Origin of the sequence: Salinibacterium sp. CAN_S4 (assembly GCF_015752305.1) — a bacterium.
Taxonomy (GTDB): domain Bacteria; phylum Actinomycetota; class Actinomycetes; order Actinomycetales; family Microbacteriaceae; genus Rhodoglobus.
Window position 1 is genome coordinate 665,995 of record NZ_JADOVB010000001.1, and the last position, 23,692, is coordinate 689,686.

The 23,692-nt window shown below is 64.4% G+C and carries 24 protein-coding genes and 4 tRNA genes; 6 read left to right on the forward strand and 22 right to left on the reverse strand.

All coding sequences use genetic code 11. From position 1 onward, the window contains the following. Positions 1-74: 74 nt before the first annotated feature. A complete protein-coding gene (locus IWX81_RS03355) occupies positions 75-635 on the forward strand; it encodes a type IV toxin-antitoxin system AbiEi family antitoxin (RefSeq protein ID WP_199279828.1) in 561 nt (186 codons plus the stop codon). Here IWX81_RS03355 and IWX81_RS03360 read toward each other — a convergent pair. The 17 genes from IWX81_RS03360 to IWX81_RS03440 all read right to left on the reverse strand — a co-directional run bounded on the left by IWX81_RS03360 (position 622) and on the right by IWX81_RS03440 (position 14,855). Beyond that, positions 622-2,871, reverse strand: coding sequence for a RelA/SpoT family protein (locus IWX81_RS03360; RefSeq protein ID WP_199279829.1), 2,250 nt, complete (start codon positions 2,869-2,871; stop codon positions 622-624). The two genes, IWX81_RS03355 and IWX81_RS03360, sit on opposite strands and share 14 nt — an antisense overlap. A gap of 37 nt (positions 2,872-2,908) precedes the next feature. Beyond that, positions 2,909-3,265: a rhodanese-like domain-containing protein gene (locus IWX81_RS03365; protein WP_334592900.1), complete on the reverse strand. Its 357-nt coding sequence runs from the start codon at positions 3,263-3,265 to the stop codon at positions 2,909-2,911. A 4-nt stretch (positions 3,266-3,269) separates the two neighbouring features. After that, on the reverse strand, positions 3,270-4,283 hold the full coding sequence (gene secF, locus IWX81_RS03370; protein ID WP_199279830.1) for a protein translocase subunit SecF: 1,014 nt from the start codon (positions 4,281-4,283) through the stop codon (positions 3,270-3,272). Then, the gene (gene secD, locus IWX81_RS03375; protein ID WP_199279831.1) at positions 4,283-6,046 is read right to left on the reverse strand and encodes a protein translocase subunit SecD; all 1,764 of its coding nucleotides are present in this window, start codon (positions 6,044-6,046) and stop codon (positions 4,283-4,285) included. Before secD ends, secF begins: the two co-directional genes overlap by 1 nt. Before the next feature lie 100 nt (positions 6,047-6,146). Beyond that, positions 6,147-6,593 (reverse strand): preprotein translocase subunit YajC, encoded by a 447-nt coding sequence (locus IWX81_RS03380; RefSeq protein ID WP_199279832.1) that lies wholly within the window; start codon positions 6,591-6,593, stop codon positions 6,147-6,149. Between the two features lie 68 nt (positions 6,594-6,661). Continuing rightward, positions 6,662-7,699: a Holliday junction branch migration DNA helicase RuvB gene (gene ruvB / locus IWX81_RS03385; protein WP_199279833.1), complete on the reverse strand. Its 1,038-nt coding sequence runs from the start codon at positions 7,697-7,699 to the stop codon at positions 6,662-6,664. Next, positions 7,696-8,313 (reverse strand): Holliday junction branch migration protein RuvA, encoded by a 618-nt coding sequence (ruvA, locus tag IWX81_RS03390; protein ID WP_199279834.1) that lies wholly within the window; start codon positions 8,311-8,313, stop codon positions 7,696-7,698. The genes ruvB and ruvA overlap by 4 nt, the downstream gene beginning before the upstream one ends. Continuing rightward, positions 8,310-8,873, reverse strand: coding sequence for a crossover junction endodeoxyribonuclease RuvC (gene ruvC, locus IWX81_RS03395; protein WP_199279835.1), 564 nt, complete (start codon positions 8,871-8,873; stop codon positions 8,310-8,312). The genes ruvA and ruvC overlap by 4 nt, the downstream gene beginning before the upstream one ends. Before the next feature lie 24 nt (positions 8,874-8,897). Then, complete coding sequence (locus IWX81_RS03400; protein WP_199279836.1) at positions 8,898-9,656, reverse strand: YebC/PmpR family DNA-binding transcriptional regulator; 759 nt, start codon at positions 9,654-9,656, stop codon at positions 8,898-8,900. A 38-nt stretch (positions 9,657-9,694) separates the two neighbouring features. Further along, on the reverse strand, positions 9,695-10,300 hold the full coding sequence (locus IWX81_RS03405) for a hypothetical protein (RefSeq protein WP_199279837.1): 606 nt from the start codon (positions 10,298-10,300) through the stop codon (positions 9,695-9,697). 33 nt (positions 10,301-10,333) lie between these two features. Beyond that, the gene (gene pdxT / locus IWX81_RS03410; protein ID WP_199279838.1) at positions 10,334-10,933 is read right to left on the reverse strand and encodes a pyridoxal 5'-phosphate synthase glutaminase subunit PdxT; all 600 of its coding nucleotides are present in this window, start codon (positions 10,931-10,933) and stop codon (positions 10,334-10,336) included. Continuing rightward, on the reverse strand, positions 10,923-11,837 hold the full coding sequence (gene pdxS, locus IWX81_RS03415; protein WP_199279839.1) for a pyridoxal 5'-phosphate synthase lyase subunit PdxS: 915 nt from the start codon (positions 11,835-11,837) through the stop codon (positions 10,923-10,925). Before pdxS ends, pdxT begins: the two co-directional genes overlap by 11 nt. A gap of 77 nt (positions 11,838-11,914) precedes the next feature. Further along, positions 11,915-12,484, reverse strand: a complete 570-nt coding sequence (locus IWX81_RS03420) for an HIT family protein (RefSeq protein WP_334592905.1) — start codon at positions 12,482-12,484, stop codon at positions 11,915-11,917. Between the two features lies 1 nt (position 12,485). Continuing rightward, positions 12,486-14,393, reverse strand: a complete 1,908-nt coding sequence (gene thrS / locus IWX81_RS03425) for a threonine--tRNA ligase (RefSeq protein WP_334593324.1) — start codon at positions 14,391-14,393, stop codon at positions 12,486-12,488. A 145-nt stretch (positions 14,394-14,538) separates the two neighbouring features. Further along, a tRNA-Val gene (locus tag IWX81_RS03430) sits at positions 14,539-14,610 on the reverse strand. 47 nt (positions 14,611-14,657) lie between these two features. Then, a tRNA-Cys gene (locus IWX81_RS03435) sits at positions 14,658-14,728 on the reverse strand. A 55-nt stretch (positions 14,729-14,783) separates the two neighbouring features. Next, positions 14,784-14,855, reverse strand: a tRNA-Gly gene (locus IWX81_RS03440). A gap of 141 nt (positions 14,856-14,996) precedes the next feature. Here IWX81_RS03440 and IWX81_RS03445 point away from each other — a divergent pair. Together IWX81_RS03445 and IWX81_RS03450 are read left to right on the forward strand one after the other, a co-directional pair. Further along, positions 14,997-15,072 (forward strand) — tRNA-Val (locus tag IWX81_RS03445). A 60-nt stretch (positions 15,073-15,132) separates the two neighbouring features. Then, entirely contained in the window at positions 15,133-15,939 is an 807-nt protein-coding gene (locus tag IWX81_RS03450; RefSeq protein WP_199279842.1) for an EI24 domain-containing protein, read from the forward strand. Here the strand turns inward: IWX81_RS03450 and IWX81_RS03455 are convergent. From IWX81_RS03455 to zapE, 4 genes are all read right to left on the reverse strand, one after another. Then, a complete protein-coding gene (locus IWX81_RS03455; RefSeq protein ID WP_199279843.1) occupies positions 15,911-16,627 on the reverse strand; it encodes a YqjF family protein in 717 nt (238 codons plus the stop codon). The genes IWX81_RS03450 and IWX81_RS03455 overlap by 29 nt on opposite strands. Continuing rightward, on the reverse strand, positions 16,624-17,670 hold the full coding sequence (locus IWX81_RS03460; RefSeq protein WP_334592908.1) for an ammonium transporter: 1,047 nt from the start codon (positions 17,668-17,670) through the stop codon (positions 16,624-16,626). The genes IWX81_RS03455 and IWX81_RS03460 overlap by 4 nt, the downstream gene beginning before the upstream one ends. Positions 17,671-17,776: 106 nt before the next feature. Further along, entirely contained in the window at positions 17,777-19,045 is a 1,269-nt protein-coding gene (locus IWX81_RS03465) for an ammonium transporter (RefSeq protein ID WP_199279845.1), read from the reverse strand. Between the two features lie 178 nt (positions 19,046-19,223). Further along, complete coding sequence (gene zapE, locus IWX81_RS03470) at positions 19,224-20,243, reverse strand: cell division protein ZapE (protein ID WP_199279846.1); 1,020 nt, start codon at positions 20,241-20,243, stop codon at positions 19,224-19,226. 160 nt (positions 20,244-20,403) lie between these two features. On the opposite strand from zapE, the gene IWX81_RS03475 reads away from it, so the two are divergent. Both IWX81_RS03475 and IWX81_RS03480 read left to right on the forward strand, forming a co-directional pair. Next, on the forward strand, positions 20,404-21,303 hold the full coding sequence (locus tag IWX81_RS03475; RefSeq protein ID WP_199279847.1) for a sulfurtransferase: 900 nt from the start codon (positions 20,404-20,406) through the stop codon (positions 21,301-21,303). A gap of 9 nt (positions 21,304-21,312) precedes the next feature. Then, the gene (locus tag IWX81_RS03480; RefSeq protein ID WP_199279848.1) at positions 21,313-21,750 is read left to right on the forward strand and encodes a SufE family protein; all 438 of its coding nucleotides are present in this window, start codon (positions 21,313-21,315) and stop codon (positions 21,748-21,750) included. A 17-nt stretch (positions 21,751-21,767) separates the two neighbouring features. On the opposite strand, the gene IWX81_RS03485 is transcribed toward IWX81_RS03480, so the two are convergent. Next, complete coding sequence (locus IWX81_RS03485) at positions 21,768-22,946, reverse strand: alpha/beta hydrolase family protein (RefSeq protein WP_199279849.1); 1,179 nt, start codon at positions 22,944-22,946, stop codon at positions 21,768-21,770. A gap of 85 nt (positions 22,947-23,031) precedes the next feature. Here IWX81_RS03485 and IWX81_RS03490 point away from each other — a divergent pair, with 85 nt between their 5' ends. After that, positions 23,032-23,628: a DUF3000 domain-containing protein gene (locus IWX81_RS03490; protein WP_199279850.1), complete on the forward strand. Its 597-nt coding sequence runs from the start codon at positions 23,032-23,034 to the stop codon at positions 23,626-23,628. Positions 23,629-23,692: the final 64 nt, after the last annotated feature.

Consider the following 23,692-nt stretch of genomic DNA (forward strand, 5'->3'; position numbering starts at 1 on the left):
TTACACAGGGGCACTCCGCCCACAGATGGTGATCGTTAGTGTGTCGCGGCGGTCGGGCGGTGGACGATGGCTGGATGCCGCAGCGCCTGCCGTCCGTGCTCTCAGAGTCAGACCTTCCCGCCGCTGAACTGTGGGCGGCACGACTGGACGGGCAACTCTTCCGCATCGGGGACGGCTTCGCCCCGGTGGACGAGATCGAGCAGTCCAGCCACCGCGCCCGGGCCGTGCACGCGGTAGCCGCGACGTCGAGGGGCGCCGACTATCGCCTGATCGCTGAGCAGCGGTCGGCGGCGTGGATCTGGGGAGCGCGGGATGTCGCGCCCGTTCACCAGCAGTTGTGCGTCGTGAGCGACTCGCGCGGTGGCAGGGATCTCCCCCGGGCCGTTTCCGTGCGCGAAGTCGTGATCAGCGGCCAGGAGATCGCCACAGTCGGTGGATTCCGGGTGACGACTCCCCTTCGCACCATCATCGATCTCGCACGATTCAGCGACGACTTCGAAGGATCAGACGCCAGCACCGTATCGAGACTGATGAATCAAGCAGGCATCGGTTTCGAACGCTGCGAGCAAGACATCACCCGTCGCAGAAACCTTCCGGGCAAACGGCGCGCCCTGCAGCGACTCAGCCGTTGCTGACGCGATAGACGTCGTAGACGCCGTCGATCCTGCGCACGGCGTTCAGTACCCGGTCGAGGTGCGTCGTGTCACCCATCTCGAAGACGAAGCGGCTGAGCGCCAGTCGCTCGCTCGAGGTCGATACCGTCGCCGACAGGATGTTCACGTGGTTCTCCGTGAGAACGCGAGTGACATCGGACAGCAGCCCTGATCGGTCGAGAGCCTCGATCTGGATCTGCACCAGGAAGAGTGACTTCGAGCTCGGCGCCCATTCGACGTCGATCATGCGCTCAGGCTCCAGCATGAGTGAGCTCACGTTGTTACAGTCCGTGCGGTGCACAGAGACTCCGGCGCCTCGGGTCACGAAGCCCACCACCTCGTCTCCCGGCACCGGGGTGCAGCATTTGGCGAGCTTGACCAGGATGTCCGGAGCGCCGCGCACGAGAACACCGGAATCGCTGTTCTTCGTCGACCGGGTGCGGCCCTTCGGCGCGAACTCGATCTCGGCGTCGTCTGTCTCCGACTCTGCGTGTAGCGAGGCCAGGACCTTCTCGATCACCGATTGTGTGGAGATGTGGCCTTCGCCGACGGCCGCGTACAGCGCAGTGACATCCTCGTAGCGCATCTGGGAGGCGACCTCGGCGAACGAATCCTGGCTCATGAGCTTCTGCAGGGGCAGGTTCTGCTTGCGCATGGCGCGGGCGATGGCATCCTTGCCCTGTTCGATCGCCTCGTCCCTGCGCTCCTTGGTGAACCAGGCACGGATCTTATTGCGCGCTCGGGTGCTCTTGACGAAACTGAGCCAGTCCTGGCTCGGAGCGGCATCCGGATTCTTGGAGGTGAAGACCTCGACGGAGTCTCCGCTGTTGAGTTCGCTCTCGAGCGGAACGAGTCGGCCGTTGACCTTGGCCCCCATTGTGCGGTGGCCCACTTCGGTGTGTACGGCGTACGCGAAGTCCACGGGAGTCGCCCCCGCGGGCAATCCGATCACCTTTCCCTGGGGCGTGAAGACGTAGACCTCTTTGGCACCGATCTCGAACCGGAGGGAGTCGAGGAACTCCCCCGGATCTTCGGTTTCGGCCTGCCAGTCGCTGATGTGGGCCAACCACGCCATGTCGGCGTCGTCATGCCCGCCTGCGCCGTCGCCCCTGCCGTTGACGCGCGCCTTGTACTTCCAGTGCGCGGCCACACCGAACTCTGCCCGCTGGTGCATTTCGGGAGTGCGGATCTGCAGCTCGACAGGCTTTCCCTGGGGGCCGATCACTGTTGTGTGAAGCGACTGATAGAGATTGAACTTCGGGGTGGCGATGTAATCCTTGAAACGCCCGGGGATCGGCGTCCACCTCGCGTGGATCGAACCAAGCACGGCATAGCAGTCGCGCACCGAGTTGACGAGGATACGGATGCCGACGAGGTCGTAGATCTCGTCGAACTCGCGGCCCCTCACGATCATCTTCTGGTAGATGGAGTAGTACTGCTTGGGTCGACCGGCGACGGTGCCCTTGATCTTCGAGGCCTTGAGGTCGTCCTTGACCGCAATGATGACCTCCTGGACGAACCCCTCGCGCTGCGGGGTGCGCTGGCGCACGAGACTCTCGATCTCGACATACAGCTTCGGATACAGCACGGCAAAAGAGAGGTCTTCGAGCTCGAGCTTGATGGCCTGGATTCCGAGCCTGTGTGCGAGCGGCGCATAGATCTCGAGGGTCTCTTTGGCCTTGCGAGTCGCTGACGACTGCTCGACAAACCCCCAGGTCCGCGCATTGTGAAGACGGTCGGCGAGCTTGATCACGAGCACCCTGATGTCTTTCGACATCGCGACGATCATCTTGCGGACCGTCTCGGCCTGCGCGCTGTCGCCGTATTTCAGCTTGTCGAGCTTGGTGACCCCGTCCACGAGCATGGCGATCTCGTCGCCGAAATCTTCGCGGAGTTGCTCGAGGCTGTACTCGGTATCCTCGACGGTGTCATGGAGCAGCGCCGCGGCGAGGGTCTTCGATCCGATCCCCAACTCGGCCAGGATCTGCGCGACAGCGACCGGATGCGTGATGTACGGCTCACCGCTCTTACGCTTCTGGCCACGGTGCGCCTTTTCCGCAGCCGCATACGCGCGCTCGAGAAGCGCGATATCGGCTTTGGGATGGTGCGCCCGGACTGTCTTGATAAGCCGGTCGACGGCACCCGTGGGCTGCGCCCGGGAGAAGATGCGGGGAAGCAGAGTGCGCAGCGAGGCGGTGTTCTGCGTTGTCTCGGTCACACGACCACCTCCTGCTGCAACTCTAAGCCGCTGCGGTTCAGTCTTCGTCCGCGTTCGCTGTGTGCGAATCGACGACGATCTGGCCACCCACCGCGCTCCAGGCTGACATTCCGCCCTCGACGTTCACGGCATCGAGCCCCTGCGCGCGCAGGAACCCCGTCGCCCGCAGCGAACGCCCGCCGCTGTGACAGACGATCAGCAACCTGGTGTCGACGGGAAGCTCGGTCACGCGCTCCTGCAGGGCAGAGAGCGGAAGGAAGATGGCCCCGGGCGCATGCCCGGCATCCCATTCATCCTGTTCACGCACATCGACGAGAACGACACCCTCGGAGAGTTCCTTCATGGCCTCTTCGACAGAGACACCGGGCAGTTCGGTTGAGTCCGAAGTGCTCACGATGCTACTTCTCGCTCGCTGCGAGCCTGGAAGCCTCGAGCTTCTTGCTGTGGGCGAGAATCGCTGGCTCGTTTTCACGCAACTGCGAATAGATCGGGGCGGCGATGAAGATCGTGGAATACGTTCCCACGATGATTCCGATGAACAGTGACAGCGCGATGTCCTTGAGAGTCCCTGCACCCAGCACCACGGCACCGATGAACAGGATGGCCGCGACGGGCAGCGCCGCAACCACACCGGTGTTGATCGACCTCACCAGCGTCTGGTTGACCGCGAGGTTCACCGAGCCGGCGAAGGTTCGCGGAGACGAGTTGGCGTCCTCCGTGGTGTTCTCGCGGATCTTGTCGAAGACCACCACGGTGTCATAGAGCGAGAAGCCGAGGATCGTCAGGAATCCGATCACGGCAGACGGTGTGATCTCAAAGCCCAGGGCCCCGTAGACGCCGGCGGTGATGACGATGTCATGCACCAGTGCCGCGATCGCCGCGACTGACATCTTCCATGTCCGGAAGTAGAGGGCCATCAGGATGGCTGCCAGCGCGAGGAACACGATAAGTGCGCGGATGGCCGAACCGGTGATATCCGCACCCCATGATGGGCCGATGAATGACGCGGTCACGCTTGTGACGTCGACGTCGAACGCCGTTGCGAGTGCATCACGTACCTGGTTGGACTCCTCCGGAAGCAACTGCTCGGTCTGCACTCGCACCGAGTCGGCTCCGACGATGGACACTCGAGGCGACGCCTCGGCATCGATTCCCGTGACGGTATCGGCGGCGAGGGTCTGGGCATCTGCCCGCGGGCCATCCTGGTTGAGGTCGGCAACGCCAGCGACCTGGAACTCCGAGCCGCCCCTGAACTCGATACCGAAGACGAAGCCGCCGCGAGCCAGCGGCAACAGCACAGACAGCAGGACCATGACGCCGGCTATGGCGTACCAGAGCTTGCGGCGACCGACAAAGTTGATCGAGCGCTCGCCCGTGTAGAGGTCGTTTCCGAATTTCGCGAAACTGGCCATCAGGAATCCTTCCCATCGGTGCTGGGTTTGGTATTCGTGCGCGTATCCGCTCCCGTGAGGGCGGCGGCCTTGCGCTCGGCGATCGTCTGGCGCTTCGCGGCCTCACGGCCGGCTCCCGACTTCGCTGCGGGAAGCACGGGGGCCCTGAACTGGGCACGACCGCGATAGACCGCGCCGAGGGCATTCGGGTCGAGCCCGCTAAGGGGGTGTCCGCTCGCGAAGAACTTCGTCGAGGCGAGCAGCTGCAGGATCGGGTGGGTGAACAGGATGACGATGAGCACGTCGATGATCGTCGTAAGCCCGAGTGTCAGCGCGAAGCCCCTGACGTTACCGACCGCGAGAATGAACAGCACGACGGCAGACAGCAGGTTCACGGCCTTGGCAGCGAAGATGGTGCGCAGAGCACGCTTCCATCCGGCTTCGACGGCGCCGGGAAGGCCACGGCCGTCACGCAACTCGTCTCGAATTCTCTCGAAGTAGACGATGAACGAGTCGGCCGTAAATCCGATGGCCACGATGAGTCCTGCGACCCCGGCGAGTGACAGCCGGTAGCCCTGGCGCCACGACAGGATGGCGATCATGAGGTAGGTAAGCACACCGGCTACGACGAGCGAGGCGACGGTCACCATGCCCAGGAGCCGGTACTGGAACAGCGAGTAGATGACGACGAGAATGAGGCCGATCAGGCCGGCGATGATCCCGCTGTTGAGCTGTGACGCTCCGAGAGTCGCCGAGATCGTCTCGTTCGACTGAACCACGAAGCTGATCGGCAGCGCACCGAACTTCAGCTGGTCGGCGAGCGTTTTCGCGCTCTCCTGGGTGAACGATCCGCTGATCTGCGGCTTTCCATCCGTGATAATCGCCTGGGTCGTGGGAGCCGAGATGACCTTGCCATCGAGCACGATGGCGAACCTGTTGCGGGAATCGCTGTTCGGGTCGAATCCGCTGAGGCGCTGGGTGACGGTCGCGAACTGGCCGGTCCCCTGGTCGTTGAACGTGATGAACACGCCCCAGGTGCCGGTGCTGGCACCCTGGCTGTTCGAGATGAGGCCGCTTGATGCGTCGGAGATCGTGTCTCCTGAGACCTCCACCGGGCCGAGGATGTACTTGTAGGTGTACGTACCGTCGGGAGCCGCCTCGCAGGTGATGAGCGGCTCGTCCTCCGGTGCGACGTTGGTTTCGGCGACGTCGAGCGTCGCGCAATCGAAGTTCGTGTACTCGTCGAACAGCGCCGGGCTCACCCAGTTCGGGTCACTGGCGTCGGTGGGCTCTGCGGTCGACGTCGTTGCGAGCGATGGGGTCGGAGTCGGAGTCGCACCATCCGTGGGCGCCGGGGTCTCCGTAGATCCGACAGCGCTCGACGCGGCGACATCGGTGAAGATCACGGGACGGAATTCGAGCTTGGCCGACGACTCGATGCGACGCAGTGTCTCCTGATCCGGTGTTCCCGGAATGGAGACGACGATGTTCGCAGCACCCTGGGTGGCGATTTCGGCTTCAGACACGCCGCTGGCGTCGATGCGCTGGCGGATGATCGCCACGGCCTGGTCGAGCTGCTCACCGGACGGAGAGGCCTGGCCTTCGCCCAGCTTCGGCGCGAGGGTGATCTGCGTTCCACCCTCGAGGTCGAGGGCGAGCTTCGGAGCCCACGACGCGTTGTCGAAGATGACCCCGTAAGCGAGGATGCCGGTGAGTCCCGCAGTGATGGCGAGCAGCCACGCGAGTGAGCGCCACGCTTTCTTCACGGGAGTAGATCTTGCCACCAGTGGAACTCAGCTTTCTCTGTGGCCCGCAAACAGTGCAGGCACCCAAAAAGGTGCTGGCCACACGTCCTGTGACGCGGGCCAGCACCAAGAGTAGTGCCTACTCTGAGGCCTTCTTTGCCGACTCAGTCGACGACTTCGCATCGCCATCGACACGCTCGCCGAATTCCGGCTCGGTCAGATCTGAGGAACTGTCGTCGCGCACGACGCCATCACGCTCGGCTGCCTCACGGTTCGCGATGGCCATGGCCTCCTCGACGGAACGGGGCTCACCGGGGGTGCCAGCCTCATCGCCGACGACCTTGGCGATGGTCTGGCTGTGCACGCGCACGATGTTTCCGGGCGCGACCTCGAGCTCCGCGACCTTGGTGGTCTCATCGATGGAGACGAGCGTGCCGTAAAGACCGAAGTTGGTCATCACCTCGGCGCCGGGAACGATCTGGGTGCGAAGTTCTTCCATCTGCGCTTTGCGCTTACGCGAGTTGCGGAACATAAAGAAGATGAGTACCGCCAGGATGGCGAGCATTCCGATAGTCAACGGATCCATGATTACCTTCCCAAGGGAGTCTGTAGGCCGGCAAGTCTAAACAGACTGCCTGAGAGGCCACCCCAGAATTATAGGTCATCCCCGAAGAGGGGAGTTTTGGTGAGCGGTTCGACGGTGGGAGTGAGACCGAAGTGCTTCCAGGCAGCCCTCGTCGCGACCCTCCCTCGCGGGGTGCGCGTCAGGAGGCCGATCCGCACCAGGAATGGCTCGACGACGGACTCCACAGTCTCTGATTCCTCACCGACGGAGACGGCCAGGGTGTTGAGCCCGACCGGTCCCCCGTCGAACCTCGTCAGCACGGTCTGCATGACCGCACGGTCGAGTCGGTCGAGACCGAGTTCATCCACGTCGTAGAGGTTCAGTGCAGCGTGAACGGCGTCGATGCCCGCGCCTGAGCCCTTGACGAGGGCATAGTCCCGAACCCGACGCAGCAGCCGGTTGGCGATGCGCGGGGTCCCCCGGCACCGTCCCGCGATCTCGGCGAGAGCCGCTCTATCGATGTCCAGCTCCAGCAGCGCAGCCGCGCGTTCGAGCACGAGTTCGAGCTCGGCGGTGTCGTAGAACTCGAGGTGCGCGGTGAATCCGAACCTGTCCCTGAGCGGATTCGGCAGCAGTCCCGACCTCGTGGTCGCGCCGACCAGGGTGAACGGCGCGAGATCGAGAGGAATGGATGTCGCGCCGGCACCCTTGCCCACCATGATGTCGATGCGGAAATCCTCCATCGCGAGGTACAACATCTCTTCCGCCGAACGAGCCATGCGGTGGATCTCATCGATGAACAGCACTTCCCCGGGCACGAGAGAAGACAGCACGGCCGCCAGATCGCCGGCATGCTGGATCGCCGGCCCGCTGGACATGCGCAAGGGCCGGTTGCTCTCGTGGGCGACGATCATCGCGAGTGTGGTCTTGCCGAGCCCGGGCGGGCCCGCCAGCAGGATGTGATCCGGGGTGCGGTTCTGCATCCCGGCCGCCTGCAGCAACAACTGCAGCTGTCCGCGCACTTTGGACTGGCCGACGAACTCCGCGAGGGATTTCGGGCGAAGCGCTCCCTCGAAGGCGACCTCAGCTTCAGATTCGGGCGCGAGCCAGACGAGTGGATCGGTCATGCGGACGATCCCGCCAACTGCGGACCGAGGTTGGCCAGCGCAAGGCGCAGCAACGCCGACACGACCTGCCGCTCGGTTTCGGTGGCCTGGGCCAGCGCGTCCTCGGTCGCCTGGACAGCGACGCGCTCAGGCCACCCCAGCCCGACCAGGGCGACAGTCACGCTCTGGCTGACGGTCGATGGCCTCGACGACGCAGCGGCGCGAGTCGACACCATGCCCTCGAGCTTGCCGGCGAGCGAGAGGACTATGAGTTTCGCGGTCTTGGGTCCGATTCCGGAGACCTTGCGGAATGCCGCGTCGTCCTCGAGCGAGACGGCCTGCGCGATCTCGGCTGGGCCCATCGCCGCGAGCACTCCCATCGCGCTCTTCGGGCCGACCCCGGTGACGCCACGAAGCAGGTCGAAGGCCGCGAGTTCATCCGTCTCGGAGAATCCGTAGAGCGAAAGATCGTCTTCCCTCACGATGAGCGCGGTACGCACCGATGTCTCGGCTCCGACCCTCAGCGAGAGGGCGAACTGGGGCGTGACGTGCAGCGCGAGGCCGACACCGCCGACCTCGATCACCACCGTCGTGCCCATCGCCGACAGCACAGTGCCGCGAAGAGACGAAATCATGAGGTCACCCTACGAGCAGTCGCCGACTTTTCGGCATCCCGCCAGGCCCGCTGAGCCGGTGTGAGAGTCGCGCTTCCGGTCAGGATCGCCGGCCCCTTCCACGCGTGACAGATGGCGATGGCCAGCGCATCCGCTGCGTCCGCGGGCTTCGGCACGGCATCCAGTCCGAGCACCCTCGCCACCATCGCGCCCACTTGCTTCTTATCGGCCGAACCGTATCCGGTGATCGCTGCCTTCACTTCGCTCGGAGTGTGCAGGCCGACGGCGAGGCCACGCGACGCCGCCACCTGAAGGGCGACACCGCTCGCCTGGGCCGTGCCCATGACCGTGCGCAGGTTGTGTTGCGCGAACATCCGTTCCAGTCCGACTGCGTCAGGTTCGAATTCGTCGAGAACCCAGGCGATGCCTGTCGAGATCGCGAGCAGTCGCCGCTCGAGCGCAAGGTCGGGAGCGGTCTCGATCACCCCGACGTAGACGAGCCTGACCGATCGGGTGGATGAGACATCCACCACTCCCACTCCACACCGGGTCAACCCGGGGTCGATGCCCAGCACTCTCATTCGGGCACCGAAAACGTCATGCCCCTAGTCTTCGTCCAATTCGGCCTGAACCTCGGGCGACACGTCGTAATTCGAATATATGTTCTGCACATCGTCGGAATCTTCGAGGGCGTCGATGAGCTTCATCACCCTGCGCGCGATGTCGGCGTCGACGTCGACGGTGAGGTTGGGCACGAACTCGGCCTCTGACGAGTCGTAGTCGATGCCTGCAGCCTGCAGTGCCTCGCGGGCGGCGACGAGGTGCGCGGTGTCGGTGACGACCTCGAATCCCTCGCCACGGTCATTGACTTCTTCGGCACCAGCATCGAGCACGGCGACGAGGATGTCGTCTTCCGTGACGCCATCGACCTTCGTGATGGAGATGACGCCCTTGCGAGTGAAGTTGTACGCGACGCTCCCGGGGTCGGCGAGGTTTCCGCCGTTGCGGTTCATGAGCGTGCGTACGTCGGCTGCCGCACGGTTCTTGTTGTCCGTGAGACATTCGACCAGGAGTGCGACTCCACCGGGTCCGTACCCCTCGTACATGATCGTCATGTAGTCGACAGCGTCGCCGAGCTGGCCCGAACCACGCTTGACCGCCGAGTCGATGTTCGAGTTCGGAACCGAGGTCTTCTTCGCCTTTTGGATGGCGTCGACGAGGGTGGGGTTACCCGAAAGATCGGCCCCGCCCATCTTTGCCGCGACTTCGATGTTCTTGATGAGTTTGGCGAACGACTTTGCACGACGCGAATCCTTGATCGCCTTCTGGTGCTTGGTGGTTGCCCATTTGGAGTGGCCTGACATGAACAACATCCTAACCAAGCACCGGATGCACGGCTCCCCTACCGGTCGAGCCTGACCCCGGCCGACTTCAGTTCGAGCCGCGCGAGAGCCATCATCACGGTCTCATCCCCCCTGCGCCAGGCCTCCATCGCGTTCGGGCTCACAGTCGAGAGCGCGGAGATCTTCTGGTTGGCCAACGCCCGAAGCGCGAGCAGATCGACTCCGGCGCTGGCATCCAGCATCGTCCGGGCGTGTGCGGAATTCCGGGCGAACCGCACCCGGGGAACCAGCCACAGGATGAGAATCATCAGGATCGGCAGAACCGCGATCCCGACCCCCAGGCCGGTCGCGAGCTGCGACACCGCCACCTGCTGGCTCTGCCCGGCGTCCTGGAGAGACTGTCCGGCATCGCTCGCTCCATCGAAGGGCACCCTGATTCCGCCACCGATCAGCGGAATTCCCCCCAGGGTGCTGCCGATGTCGACCATCGTCTCTGTAAACCCCGCACCAGCGGCCTCCATCTGCGCGCCGAAGGTCGACAGGTTCGAGACCAGCTGGAACACCGTCACGCCGAGCCAGGCCCAGGCTCCGATCGCGAGAAGCGCAAGCACGTCCCCGACGACCTGCCGGGAGCGTTGGGGAGCAAAATCCGAGTAGAGGTTCATCCACCCATGATCCCGCAGCACCTGTCGTGCGAGCTACGCGGCCGCGACCTTGTCGAGGAAATACCGGTGGAACCGGGTGTCCCCCGTCATCTCGGGATGAAAGGACGTGCCGAGCAGGTTCTCCTGCTCCACGGCCACCACGCGTCCGTCGGAGAGTGACGCGAGTGCGGTGGCCTTCGCGCCGACCGACTCCACCACGGGCGCCCGGATGAAGACCGCATGCATCGGAGGTTTGCCGAGCACGGGCACATCCAGGTCGGTCTCGAAGGAGTCGAGCTGCGAACCGAAGGCGTTCCGTCGAACCACGAGGTCGAAACCCCCGAGAGTCTGCTGTCCGTTGATCGAGTCGAGCAGGGTGTCGGCCAGCATGATCAGCCCGGCACACGTGCCGTACACCGGCAGACCGGATGCCATGGCGGCTTTCAGCGGTTCGGCCAGCCCGAACATCCGGCTGAGCTTGTCCATCACGCTCGACTCGCCCCCGGGGATGACGAGCCCGTCGACCCGCTCGAGTTCTTCAGGTCGCTTCACCGGGATCGCGGCGGCCCCGAGGGACCGCAACACAGCGATGTGCTCACGGAAGTCGCCCTGGAGAGCGAGAACTCCGACCGTCGGGCTCGTGTTACCAGCCACGCTCAGACAGGCGGTGAGGAGCTGGCAGGTCAGACACGTTGATGCCGACCATGGCCTCGCCGAGCCCACGTGATGCCTGCGCAATGACGTCGGCATCGTCGTAGAACGTGGTCGCCTTGACGATCGCAGCCGCTCGCTCGACCGGATTGCCCGACTTGAAGACACCGGATCCGACGAACACACCGTCGGCGCCGAGCTGCATCATCATCGCGGCATCGGCGGGAGTAGCGACTCCCCCTGCGGTGAACAGCACCACGGGAAGCCTGCCGGCCTCGGCGACTTCGCGCACGAGGTCGTACGGCGCCTGCAGCTCCTTCGCCGCGACATAGAGCTCATCTTTCGACTTGCCCTTGAGCGCGCGGATCTCGCCGAGGATGGTGCGGATGTGCTTGGTCGCCTCGGAGACGTCACCGGTGCCGGCCTCGCCCTTCGAGCGGATCATCGCCGCGCCTTCGGTGATGCGCCTGAGAGCCTCACCGAGGTTGGTGGCGCCACAGACGAAGGGCACGGAAAAGTTCCACTTGTCGATGTGGTTCACGTAGTCGGCGGGGCTCAGCACCTCGGACTCGTCGATGTAGTCGACCTTGAGCGACTGCAGGATCTGCGCCTCGACGAAATGGCCGATGCGCGCCTTCGCCATGACCGGGATGGACACGGCCTCGATGATGCCGTCGATCAGGTCGGGGTCGCTCATGCGAGCCACTCCACCCTGCGATCGGATGTCTGCCGGAACACGCTCGAGTGCCATAACCGCGACGGCCCCGGCGTCTTCGGCGATCTTCGCCTGGTCGGCGTTGACAACGTCCATAATGACGCCACCCTTGAGCATTTCTGCAAGTCCACGCTTGACCCGGCTCGTACCGAGCTGGCCCTGTCCTGATTCGTCCGCTGTGCTGTTAGTCATGATGGTCAATTCTACGTCTGGAGTGGATGCCGCGGCTGCGGCCAATGGACATGCCGTGGCTTGCTCGGCTGAGGTCGTCAGCCGTGCTGCGGCCAGGCGTCGGCGATCTCTGCCCGCACTTCGCCGAGGAGTCTCGGAACGGCCTTCGTTCCGGCGATGATGGGGAAGAAATTGGAGTCGAGGGCCCATCTCGGCACCACGTGCTGGTGCAGGTGTTCCGCGATGCCGGCCCCCGCGATCCTGCCCTGGTTCATGCCGATGTTGAAGCCGTCGACTTTCGCCGTGTGCCTCAAGACCCGCATGGCGATCTGCGTGAGTTCGCCGATCTCGGCGATTTCTTCCGGGGTGGCTTCGTCATACGTCGCGACATGCCGGTAGGGGCATACGAGCAGATGCCCGGTGTTGTATGGATACAGGTTCAACAGCACGTACGCGAGGGTTCCGCGCGCCACGATCAGGGCTTTCTCGTCGTCGAGACCGGGAGCCTCGCAGAAGGGGCAATCGTGCTGCTGCGGCGCCTGCTCAGAATTGCTCGAGATGTAGGCCATCCGGTACGGCGTCCACAACCGCTGGAAGGCGTCAGGGACGGCCGCGAATCCGCTCGCAGGTTCGCCCTCTCCGAGCTCTGTGCCGTCGTAGTCCTTCACGCTAGACCTGCGCGCGAGTGGCGATGGATTCCGTGATGCGCGCGATAGCGTCTGCGATCGGCACGCCATTCTCCTGGCTTCCGTCGCGGAACCTGAAGCTCACCGATCCGTTCGCGGCATCCTCCTCGCCCGCGATGAGCTGGAACGGCACCTTCAGCTTGGTGTGGGTGCGGATCTTTTTCTGCATCCGCTCGCTCGACGCATCGAGCTCGGCCCGGACTCCGGCTGCCTTCAATCGCGAGATGACATCGCCGAGATACTCCTCGTACGCCTCTGCCACCGGGATTCCGACGACCTGGACCGGCGACAGCCAGACCGGGAATGCGCCGGCGTAGTGCTCGGTGAGCACCCCGAAGAACCGCTCTATCGAGCCGAACAGCGCGCGGTGGATCATGACCGGTCGCTGGCGGGATCCGTCGGCGGCCGTGTACTCGAGATCGAAACGTTCGGGGAGGTTGAAGTCGAGCTGCACGGTGGACATCTGCCAGGTGCGGCCGATGGCATCCCTTGCCTGGACCGAGATCTTGGGGCCGTAGAACGCCGCTCCACCGGGATCCGGCACGAGTTCGAGGCCGGATTCCGTGGCCACCTCACGCAGGGTGTCTGTCGCTTCGTCCCAGATCGCGTCGTCACCCACGTACTTCTCCGGGTCCTTGGTCGACAGTTCGAGGTAGAAGTCGGTGAGACCGTAGTCGCGCAGCAGGGAGAGCACGAAGTTGAGCGTGTTGGTGAGCTCCTCCTTCATCCTCTCCTTCGTGGTGAAGATGTGGGCGTCGTCCATCGTCAGGCCGCGAACGCGAGTGAGGCCGTGGATGACGCCGGACTTCTCGTTGCGATACACGGTGCCGAACTCGAAGAACCGCAGCGGCAGATCGCGGTACGAGCGCGCGCTGGAGCGATACACGAGGATATGGAACGGGCAGTTCATGGGCTTGAGGTAGTAGTCGGCGCCCTGGCGCGTGATCTCCCCCTCATCGTTGCGAGCCTCATCGAGGTGCATGGGAGGGAACATGCCGTCGGCGTACCAGCCGAGGTGCCCAGAGGTCTCGAAGAGCTGGGACTTCGTGATGTGCGGGGTGTAGACGAAGTCGTACCCCTCCTCCTCGTGGCGCTTGCGGGAGTAGTCCTCCATCTCGCGCCGGATGATGCCGCCCTTCGGGTGGAACACAGCCAGCCCCGAGCCGATCTCCTCGGGGAACGAGAAGAGATCCAGCTCGGCACCGAGCTTGCGGTGGTCGCGCTTGAGCGCCTCCTCCTGGCGAGCCTGGTAGGTGCGCAGGTCGTCTTTGGATGCCCAGGCCGTGCCATAAACGCGCTGGAGCTGTTTGTTCTTCTCCGAGCCGCGCCAGTATGCGGCGGCGGTGCGGGTCAGCGCCCAGCCGTTGCCGATCATGCGGGTATTGGGAAGGTGCGGCCCGCGGCACAGGTCTTTCCAGTAGACCTCGCCTGTCTTGCCGTCGACGTTGTCGTACATGGTCAGCTCGGCGCCGCCCACCTCGACGGATTCACCATCCTGGCCGTCTTCGGCGTCGCCGCCCTTGAGCCCGATGAGCTCGAGCTTGTAGGGCTCGTCGGCGAGCTCTGCGCGAGCTTCGGCCTCCGTCACCACCCGGCGCTGGAAGCGCTGGCCCTGGCGGATGATCCGGTCCATGGCCTTCGTGACGGCCTTGAGGTCGTCGGGAGTGAGAGGTTCGGCGACATCGAAGTCGTAGTAGAACCCGTCGGTCACGGGCGGGCCGATTCCGAGTTTCGCCTCGGGGTTGATCGACTGAAGGGCCTGAGCCGCGACATGCGCAGCAGAGTGGCGCAGGATGGCGAGACCGTCAGGCGATTCGATCGTGACCGGCTCGACCGTGTCGGTCTCGCTCGTCGACGCCGCGAGATCTTTCAACTCACCATTGACGCGCATGGCGACAACGGACCGGTCGGTGAAAAGTTCGAATCCTGTACTCACCCCACAACTTTAGTGGCGCAGCGGAGCGTCCGCGGTTCGTGAGGGCCTACCGCCCTGGGCACAAAAGAATGGCCCCGACAGAGTCGGGGCCATTCATCAGTGAGCGATACTGGGATCGAACCAGCGACCTCTTCCGTGTCAGGGAAGCGCGCTACCGCTGCGCCAATCGCTCAAGCTATTGAATTATACCGGGCTGCTGTCATGCCGCCCAGGCTTTCGAGGTGACGACGGGATTTGAACCCGTGTACACGGCTTTGCAGGCCGTTGCCTCGCCTCTCGGCCACGCCACCGCATGCGGGAAGGTCAGAACGCACAAATTTCGTAGGTCCTGACACTTCCCACTCGAGCGGATGACGAGATTCGAACTCGCGACCCTCACCTTGGCAAGGTGATGCGCTACCACTGCGCCACATCCGCACTGCCCGCATTGCTGCGTGCTAGATGACTGTATCCGAAGTCGGCGGCGAGAGCCAATCGTGTGACAGCCGTGTTGCAATTCGTGTGTCGAGAGCGCCGAGAACCTGTGGCAAGATACTGATGGCAGAAACCCGCAGTCGCGGGCGATTGGCGCAGTTGGTAGCGCGCTTCGTTCACACCGAAGAGGTCATCGGTTCGAGTCCGGTATCGCCCACCATTCACTTCGTTCCCCGCGTCCAGCGGCAGCTGGCTGGTCTCGGAACACTAGGATTCTCGCGTGGCTCGTTCAGCGGACAACCCGGGATCCTTGCGCCAGTTCCTGGCCGGAGTCAGGATGCTCGGCGCGGGTTTCGGCGTCTGGCGCACGGCCCCCGGACTCATGATGCTCGGCCTCCTGCCCGCCGTCATCGTGGCCATCGTCTTCGGATTCGGAGTCGTTGCTCTCGCCCTGAACCTCGAGGCCATCACTGTCGCGATCACTCCGTTCGCCTCGGAGTGGGACGAAACGCTGCGCGCAGGGTTCCGCATCCTGGCCGGTATCGCTCTCGTGGTCGTCGCAGTGCTGGTCATCATCAATGTATTCACGGCTGTCACTCTCGTCGTCGGCCAGCCCCTGTACGAACGCATCTGGCAGCATGTCGAGAGTCTCGGCGGCGGGGTCCCCGATGCCCCGGACGTCACATTTTTCGCCGGTCTGGCTCGAGGCATAACGGACGGCATCCGGATGCTCATCCCGACGGCGCTCACGGCCGCCGCCCTGTTCCTGCTCGGCTTCGTCCCCGTCGCGGGGACCATTCTCGCCGCCAGTCTCGGCGCGATCGCCGGCGGATGGTTCCTCGCCGTGGAACTCACCGGCCCGGCCTTCGAATCCCGGGGAAAGACCCTCACCGAACGCCGACGGGTGCTGCGGGCCCACCGACCCATGGTGACCGGCTTCGGCCTCGCGAGCTACCTGGTGTTCCTTATCCCTCTCGGCGCCGTCATCATGATGCCGGTGGCGGTGGCGGGTGCTGCGACCCTCAGCCGCGCCGTGCTGGCGTCGGAGCCCAAACCGGCTACCGGGCTCGACCGAACCACGTCGTAACGCCCTCGCTGTACAACACGGAGTCTGGTGGCCGGTTCGAGACCCCGGGGATTCCGGCCCGTTCGAGCAGAGTGTCGTCAAGCGACAGGAGTTCGGCATCGACGAGCGGCCACGGCTCGTGATGATTCGGCAGGAAGATGGTCCGGCCGAAACGGCGGGTGAACAGGCCCCAGCGGGCGGTGAGGAAGTCGGCGGTCGGGTCATCCGCCACCGGCGTGGATCCCGGCCGGAGGATCATCCTGAATTCGCCGTCTCCGACCATTCGGCTCGAGGTGTATTCGACGGTATCGCTGCGCTCGATGAGTTCAGTCTTCGCCCAAAAATAGGGGATGGAGAACGCGGCCCTGGCCGCGAGCACCGAGGCGAGCCGGGATGCCTCGAGCGAACAGAAGATCACCCCTCGCCTGCCCTGCTCATCCACGCCATAGAGCCGCACATTGATTTCGGCGAACGAGCCGAGATACGGAATGGGCGGGCTGCCGAACAGCGTCGCGCGATCGAGATAGAAGGCGATCAGTCCCACCCAGCTCGAACCGTCGTGTTCGTCGGGGCGCACCCCTTCCGGCATGAGACCGGCCAGCGCGGATGCCGGAACCCGCCAGTGCAGGAATGCCAGCTTCGACCACCGCTGGCTTGCCACGGCCCGACCTGTCAGTTCCGGTGCGATCTGGCGAATGGGTTCGATCATGCTGGTGACGCTACTCCCCTGCGCTTGACCACGCCTGCGAGTGATCTGAGCGCCAGCCAGAGCCCCACGGAGACCGCGGTGGAGTATGCGGCGACGATGAGAGTGCCGACGACCTGGTCCTGGATCAGCGCCACAGAGCCCGTGAAGACGAATCCCATGTTCGTCGCGAGCAGCCCCAGAAGCACGACACCGACCGCACCGGCGATCAGGTGGGTACCGACGACATACCACTGCTGCCGCCTGCTTTTGCCGACCCTGGCCAGGGTGAAAACACATGCGGCGGCTCCCGCCAGAATGCCCGATGCCGCGGCAGACACCGGGGTGAAAAGCGGAGCTCCGGCGGTAACGGCCACGAGCCCGCAGATGAGCCCGGCCGCGACCGAGTTGAGAGTCACCGATCGATGACGGATGCGCTGCACCACGAGCCATCCGACCATTCCGCCCACGGCGCCGACCACGCCGTTGCCCAGGATGCTCGGGCTCACCTCATCCACCGCGAACTCCGCCCCGGCGAGCCACACGATCCATCCCGAACACAGACCGATCACCCCGAGCAGGCCGGTTGTCCGGCTGATCGTCGCGGTTTTCACTCTGGACCCCCCGCACAGCAGCACGCCCAGCGCGGCAGCACCTGCCGCGACATTCACGGGCAGCGATCCCCCGTGGTCGATGGGCAGGATGCCCAGGCTCCAGCTCGGCACGAACGACGAGAACGTGCGGATAGCGGTAGGCACGTAGACCAGCAGGCTCCACAGCAGACCGAAGACGAGTGTGACGACAACGCCACCACCCGCGGCACGCACCGCGATGGTGGCAAGGTAGGACCCGACCCCGCCGAGCACGGCCACCGGCAGGAACAGCGGCTCCGTGACATCCGGCAGCAGTAGTGAGCCGAGAATCAGCCACGACACGATGCCTGTCGCCGCGCACGCCAGCGACAGCAGTATCGACCGCACCCAGGGCGCAGCCGGGAGCATGCGCGCGTCGACGACGGCGAGCGAGACGAGCACGAGCGCGATCGCCAGCATCGAGCCGACTGACACTTCCCAGTTCCCCACCCTGCTCCTTCTCACGACACAGAAAGGGTGCCACTCCGAAGAGAGGCACCCCTTGCTGTGTGATTATTCGATTATGCCGTGATGCTGCAGATCAGGCTTTCGCGTCGGTGAGCACGTAGCCTTCTTCGCCGTGCACGACCGAGTCGATGCCGGCGATTTCGTCTTCGTTCTTGATGCGGAACCCGATCGTCTTCTCGATCGCGAAACCGATGGCGAAGGCGAGCACGAACGAGTACGCCAGCACCGAGAAGGCGGCGATGGCCTGCACGAGCAACTGGGTGAGCTCGCCGCTGTAGATGAGTCCGGAGCCGTTGGCGAAGAAGCCGAGGTACAGGGTTCCGATCAGTCCACCGACGAGGTGGATGCCCACGACGTCGAGTGAGTCGTCGAAGCCGAGCTTGAACTTCAGGTCGATAGCGAGCGCACAGACCGCACCAGCGACGACGCCGAGCAGGATCGCGAAGAACGGGGTAAGCGAACCACACGCGGGGGTGATGGCGACGAGACCGGCGACGGCACCCGACGCTGCACCGACAGAGGTGGGCTTGCCGTCCCTGATTTTCTCGACAACGAGCCAGGCGAGCAGGGCAGCGGCCGGAGCGACGATGGTGTTGACGAAGGCGAGGGCCGCGGTGTTGTCTGCGGCGAGCTCTGAACCGGCGTTGAACCCGAACCAGCCGAACCACAGGAGGCCAGCGCCCAGAAGCACGAATGGCGGGTTGTGGGGAATACTGATGCCCTTGGCGAAGCCGACTCGCTTACCGAGCACGAGAGCCAGTGCCAGTGCGGCTGCACCGGCATTGATGTGGACGGCGGTTCCGCCGGCGAAGTCGATGGTTCCGACACCGAAGACGTCCTGCAGGCCGTGGGTCAGCCATCCGCCATAGGCGAAGCTTCCATCTTCTGCGAGGCCGAAGTTGAAGACCCAGCTGGCGACCGGGAAGTACACGACTGTCGCCCAGATGCCGGCGAAGATCATCCACGCACCGAACTTCGCACGGTCGGCGATCGCACCAGACACGAGCGCGACGGTGATGATGGCGAAGGTGGCCTGGAACGCCACGAAGGCGAGCGGCGGGAACGCGGCGCCTTCCGGTGTCTCCAGCAGGTTGCTGAGCCCGAGAGCGCCGGCATCGATCGCGAAGGGAGCGACAGTGCCCTCGGCCGCGGGGAAGGCGATGGCGTAGCCGTAGAGCGCCCAGAGCACACCGATAAGTCCGATGGCTCCGAAGCTCATCATCATCATGCTGATCACGCTCTTGGCCTTGACGAGGCCGCCGTAGAAAAACGCCAGGCCCGGTGTCATCAACAGCACGAGCGCTGCTGCGATCAAAATAAAGGCTGTATTGCCCTGATCCATTGTGTACCTCTCTCTGAATTGCGAAGGGTGCACCGTTGGGTCACTGCGATAGGGGTCTCACCTCGGGTACGCACACAGTTTGGCGATGTGAGGTTTCGCCGGGTGTGTCTGCGTGTTTCATTCGTGTTACGTGGCAATGGCCCACGTAAACATCGTGTTTCGCCCAGAGGCCGAGGGTCTAGTCGACGCCGTTGGTCAGCGCGATGAGCCGAGAGACGGCCCTGAGGTACTTCTTGCGGTACCCGCCTGCGAGCATCTCGTCGGGGAAAACGCCGTCGAGCGGGGTGCCTTCGGCGACGATTCGCACCTGCGCGTCGTACAGCCGATCGACGAATGCCACGAACCTCAGGGCATCGGTCTGGTTCAGGAACGGATGAACACCGGTCAGACCGATGGCCGACAGGCCCTCGACGATCTTCACGTATCGGGAGGGGTGAACGCTTCCGAGATGCTTGAGCATCTCATCGAACGAATCGAGAGTCGATTCTCCGGAAATCGCTGACAACCCTGCCGCGACATCCGTCGACGTCACGGCATGCGCCTCGACATCGCGGCGGCGATAGTCGAGACCGTCGACCCTGATCGTGGTGAACCGTGCGGCAAGAGAGTCGATCTCGCGAAGGAAGTCCTGCGCCGCGAATCGCCCCTCGCCGAGCGCGTTCGGAGGGGTATTGGATGTCGCGGCGATCCTGGTGCCCGAGGAGGCCAGCTCATTGAGCAGCCGTGACATCAACCGGGTGTCGCCGGGATCGTCGAGTTCGAATTCGTCAATGCAGATAAGCGAAGCACCGGTGAAAAGCCTCACGGCCGGCGCATACCCGAGAGCACCGACGAGAGCGGTGTATTCGATGAACGTCCCGAAGTATTTACGGCCGGGGGCCGCATGCCACAGCGCAGCGAGCAAGTGGGTCTTGCCCACGCCGAATCCGCCGTCGAGGTAGATGCCGGGCAATTCGACCGGCGCTTTGCGGCGCGAGAAAAGTCCACCGGAACGTCCGGAGTGCCAGCCGGCGACAAAGTTCCGGATTGCTGCGACCGCTCCACCCTGGGAAGGGTAATCGCGGTCGGGTCTGTACGAATCGAGCGTGGCGGTCGCGAACTGGCGCGGAGGCACCAGATGGGCGATCATTTCGGCCCCGTCGAGGGTGGGGATACGGTCGACCAATCGACCCGGCGAAGATACTGCTTCGGCACTCATGGGTTCAGCCTCGGTTTGTGTCGAAGTCTTACAACGACTCGATCGTCCAGCGCGTAGATTTGACGTCAGGGAAATGTCAGCCTAGCCGGATCGCCACGATGGTTCGATCGCACACTCGGCATTCAGACACCCGTCACCACAGCGCCACCGGAGGTAACCCATGCCCGTAGGACATGACCCAGCAGAGCAGTTCGCGACATTCGCCCACCCCGAGCGGCTTATCTCCGGGGAGTGGCTCGAAGCCCACCTCGGTGAGCCAGGGCTCGTCGTGGTCGAATCAGACGAGGATGTGCTGCTCTACGAGACCGGCCACATCGAGGGCGCGGTGAAGATCGACTGGCACACCGACCTCAATGATCCTGTGGAGCGCGACTACATCGACGGCGAACAGTTCGCCGCGCTGCTGGGCTCCAAAGGCATCTCCCGCGACACAACGATCGTGATCTACGGAGACAAGAGCAACTGGTGGGCGGCCTACGCCCTCTGGGTCTTCACGCTGTTCGGCCACGAAGACGTGAGGTTGCTCGACGGCGGCAGGGCCAAATGGGAGGCAGACGGCCGCGCCTACACGACGGCCCCCGAGAGCACCACCCCGGTGGACTACCCCGTCGTCGAACGGGATGACTCGCGCATCCGGGCCTATAAAGACGACGTTCTGGCCCACCTCGGCAAGCCGCTCATCGACGTCCGGTCCCCCGAGGAGTTCAGCGGCCAACGCACTACCGCTCCCGCGTATCCCGAGGAGGGTGCCCTTCGCGCTGGGCACATCCCGAGCGCGCAGAACGTGCCGTGGGCGAAAGCCGCTGCGGATGACGGCACCTTCAGGCCGACGACAGAACTCGACGCGATCTACCGGGATGGTGCCGGGCTCGCCGATGGCGATGACGTCGTCGCCTACTGCCGCATCGGTGAGCGTTCGAGCCACACCTGGTTCGTGCTCACCCACCTGCTGGGCTTCGAGAACGTGCGCAACTACGACGGATCGTGGACGGAATGGGGATCGGCAGTACGCGTGCCTATCGTGCAGGGCGCAGAGCCCGGCGAGGTACCTGCTCGATAGGCTGGACGGGTGACTGAACAGGCACTCCCCGAACAACTGGCCGAGATCCGGGATGACTTCCTCGACCTGGAAGTGAAGACCCGGCTCCAGCTGCTGCTCGAATTCTCGAACGAGTTGCCCGAGCTGCCCACACAGTATGCCGACCATCCCGATCTGCTCGAGCGGGTGGTCGAGTGCCAGTCCCCCGTCTTCATCTTCGTGGACGTGGATGACGCCGGCGTCGTGCAGATGTTCGCTACGGCACCGAGGGAAGCACCGACGACCCGCGGTTTCGCGTCGATTCTCGTGCAGGGTCTCAGCGGACTGAGCGCCGAGGCCGTTCTCGCCGTTCCCGACGATTACCCGAACAGCATCGGACTGACGGAGGCCGTGAGTCCGCTGCGCATCAGGGGCATGACCGGGATGCTCGCGCGCGTGAAGCGGCAGATCCGCTCCAAAACCGCCTGAATTGCAGCGCGGAACGATCAGAGGGCGAGGCGCTCGAGCCAGCGACGGATCGCTGAGTTCCAGCGATCCGGATCGTAGTTCCACAGTCGCGTGTGGCGTGCTGTGTCGAATTCCTCGAAGGTGACGATATCCGGCCGTGCTGCGGCCAGCGCCCGCGATGCCGTCGGCGGGATGAATCCGTCGTCATCGCTGTGCAGCAACAGGATGGGAATCCGGAGCTCCTGCGCACGGGTGACGAGGTCGAGCCGATTCAGGTCGATGGGGCTGGCCTGTCCGGTCAGCGCCCGGGACCAGCGCCGGGACACGAGGTCCATCGCAGCCACCCGCACCGGTCGCGGGAGGCGGTGCGCGAGACCCTGATAGTGCAGGGCAGTGATCCAGTCGACGACGGGCGATTCGAGCACGAGGCCGGCCACAAGGTGCGCCAGCGTCGACCTCGTCACTACCTGCAGCACCGTGGCGCCGCCCATCGACCAGCCCATGAGCACGATCTGTGTGGCGCCGTGATCTGCCGCGTACTGCACGGCCGCCTCGATGTCCCTCCATTCGGTGTCACCGAGCGAGTACCGATAGTCGGAACTGGATGGCGCGTCGCCGTCGTTGCGGTACGACACCAGCAGGGACGTGAAGCCCGCTTTCCTGAACACGGGAACCGCCCGCAACGCTTCTTCGCGTCGTACTGCTCGGCCGTGAACCCCGATCACCCAGCGGGTCGACGGCTCCGCCGCGGGGATCAGCCAGGCCGGCGCCGGTCCCAGTTCGGTGTCGATATCCACATCGACCCATTCCACGCCGAGGTCGGAGGGGTGCAGATAAAACCACCCGCCGACGCGAGCACGGCTTACGCCATCGAGTGTGCCGCGATCCACACCGAGCAACTGGCGGGTGACGGCCGTCGGAGAATATGTGACGATCTCGCCGATGCGGGCGTGACCCGCATCCTGCGTAAACCACATGCTGTACAGGCCGGGTGTCATCGCGTCGATGGAGGGAGAAAGGGTGACCGTCGTCGCGTCGTGGCCGAGGATCCTCAGGTCTTCATCGCGCTTCTTTGGCGGGGTGAGGACCGTTCGCGCGAACACCACCGAGAGCGCACCGCCCGCGATAGCGGTGGCTGCCAGGGCACTTCCCACGGCGATCGCAACGCCGGCCACGACCCGCGCGGCCACCGACGTCGGTCGCTCGTTGCGTGTCATCCTGCTCCTGCTGTCAATGGGCCACGGGTGGTGTACCCCGGCGTGCCTAGACCGGGATAGCCCTCACGAAGCCTAATCTTCACTCGTGCCCGACACGCCAGCAGAGCCGCAGCTCCCCCGAGACTTCGCCGCCGCCATCGCATCGATGAGGTCAGCAACCTCGCGCTCGGAACTATCGGTGTCCGAGATCCCCGCGCCAGGTTCACTCGCGCCATGGTCCATCGCTCTCGCCGCCGATGTCACGCCTGTTCGCCATGGAAATGATTCGGAGCTGGGCACTGGCCGGTTTGTTCTCCTGTACGACCCAGAGTCCCCGGAGGCCTGGGGCGGGCAGTATCGGGTCATCTGTTTCGCGCAGGCACCGCTCGAGACCGAGATGGGTGTCGACCCTTTTCTCGCGGATGTCGCGTGGTCATGGCTCGTCGATGCGCTCGACACCCGCGGCGCCAGGTACACCTCGGCCAGCGGGACGGCGACTCGCATCCTGTCGACAGGATTCGGCGAACTCGAGTCACAGGGAGACGGCGCACAGATCGAGCTTCGCGCGTCATGGACGCCCGATGACAATGACATCGCCGCGCATGTGGAAGGCTGGGGTGAGTTGTTGTGCATGCTCGCGGGCCTGCCGCCAGCGATCGAGGGAGTAAGTCTGTTGTCTGCACGCCGAGCAGGTCGTGAGTAGCGCGAACGATGACGCCCCAGCCGATTCGGCTGCGGCGGATACCGTTGCGCCGCAGCAGGCCGCG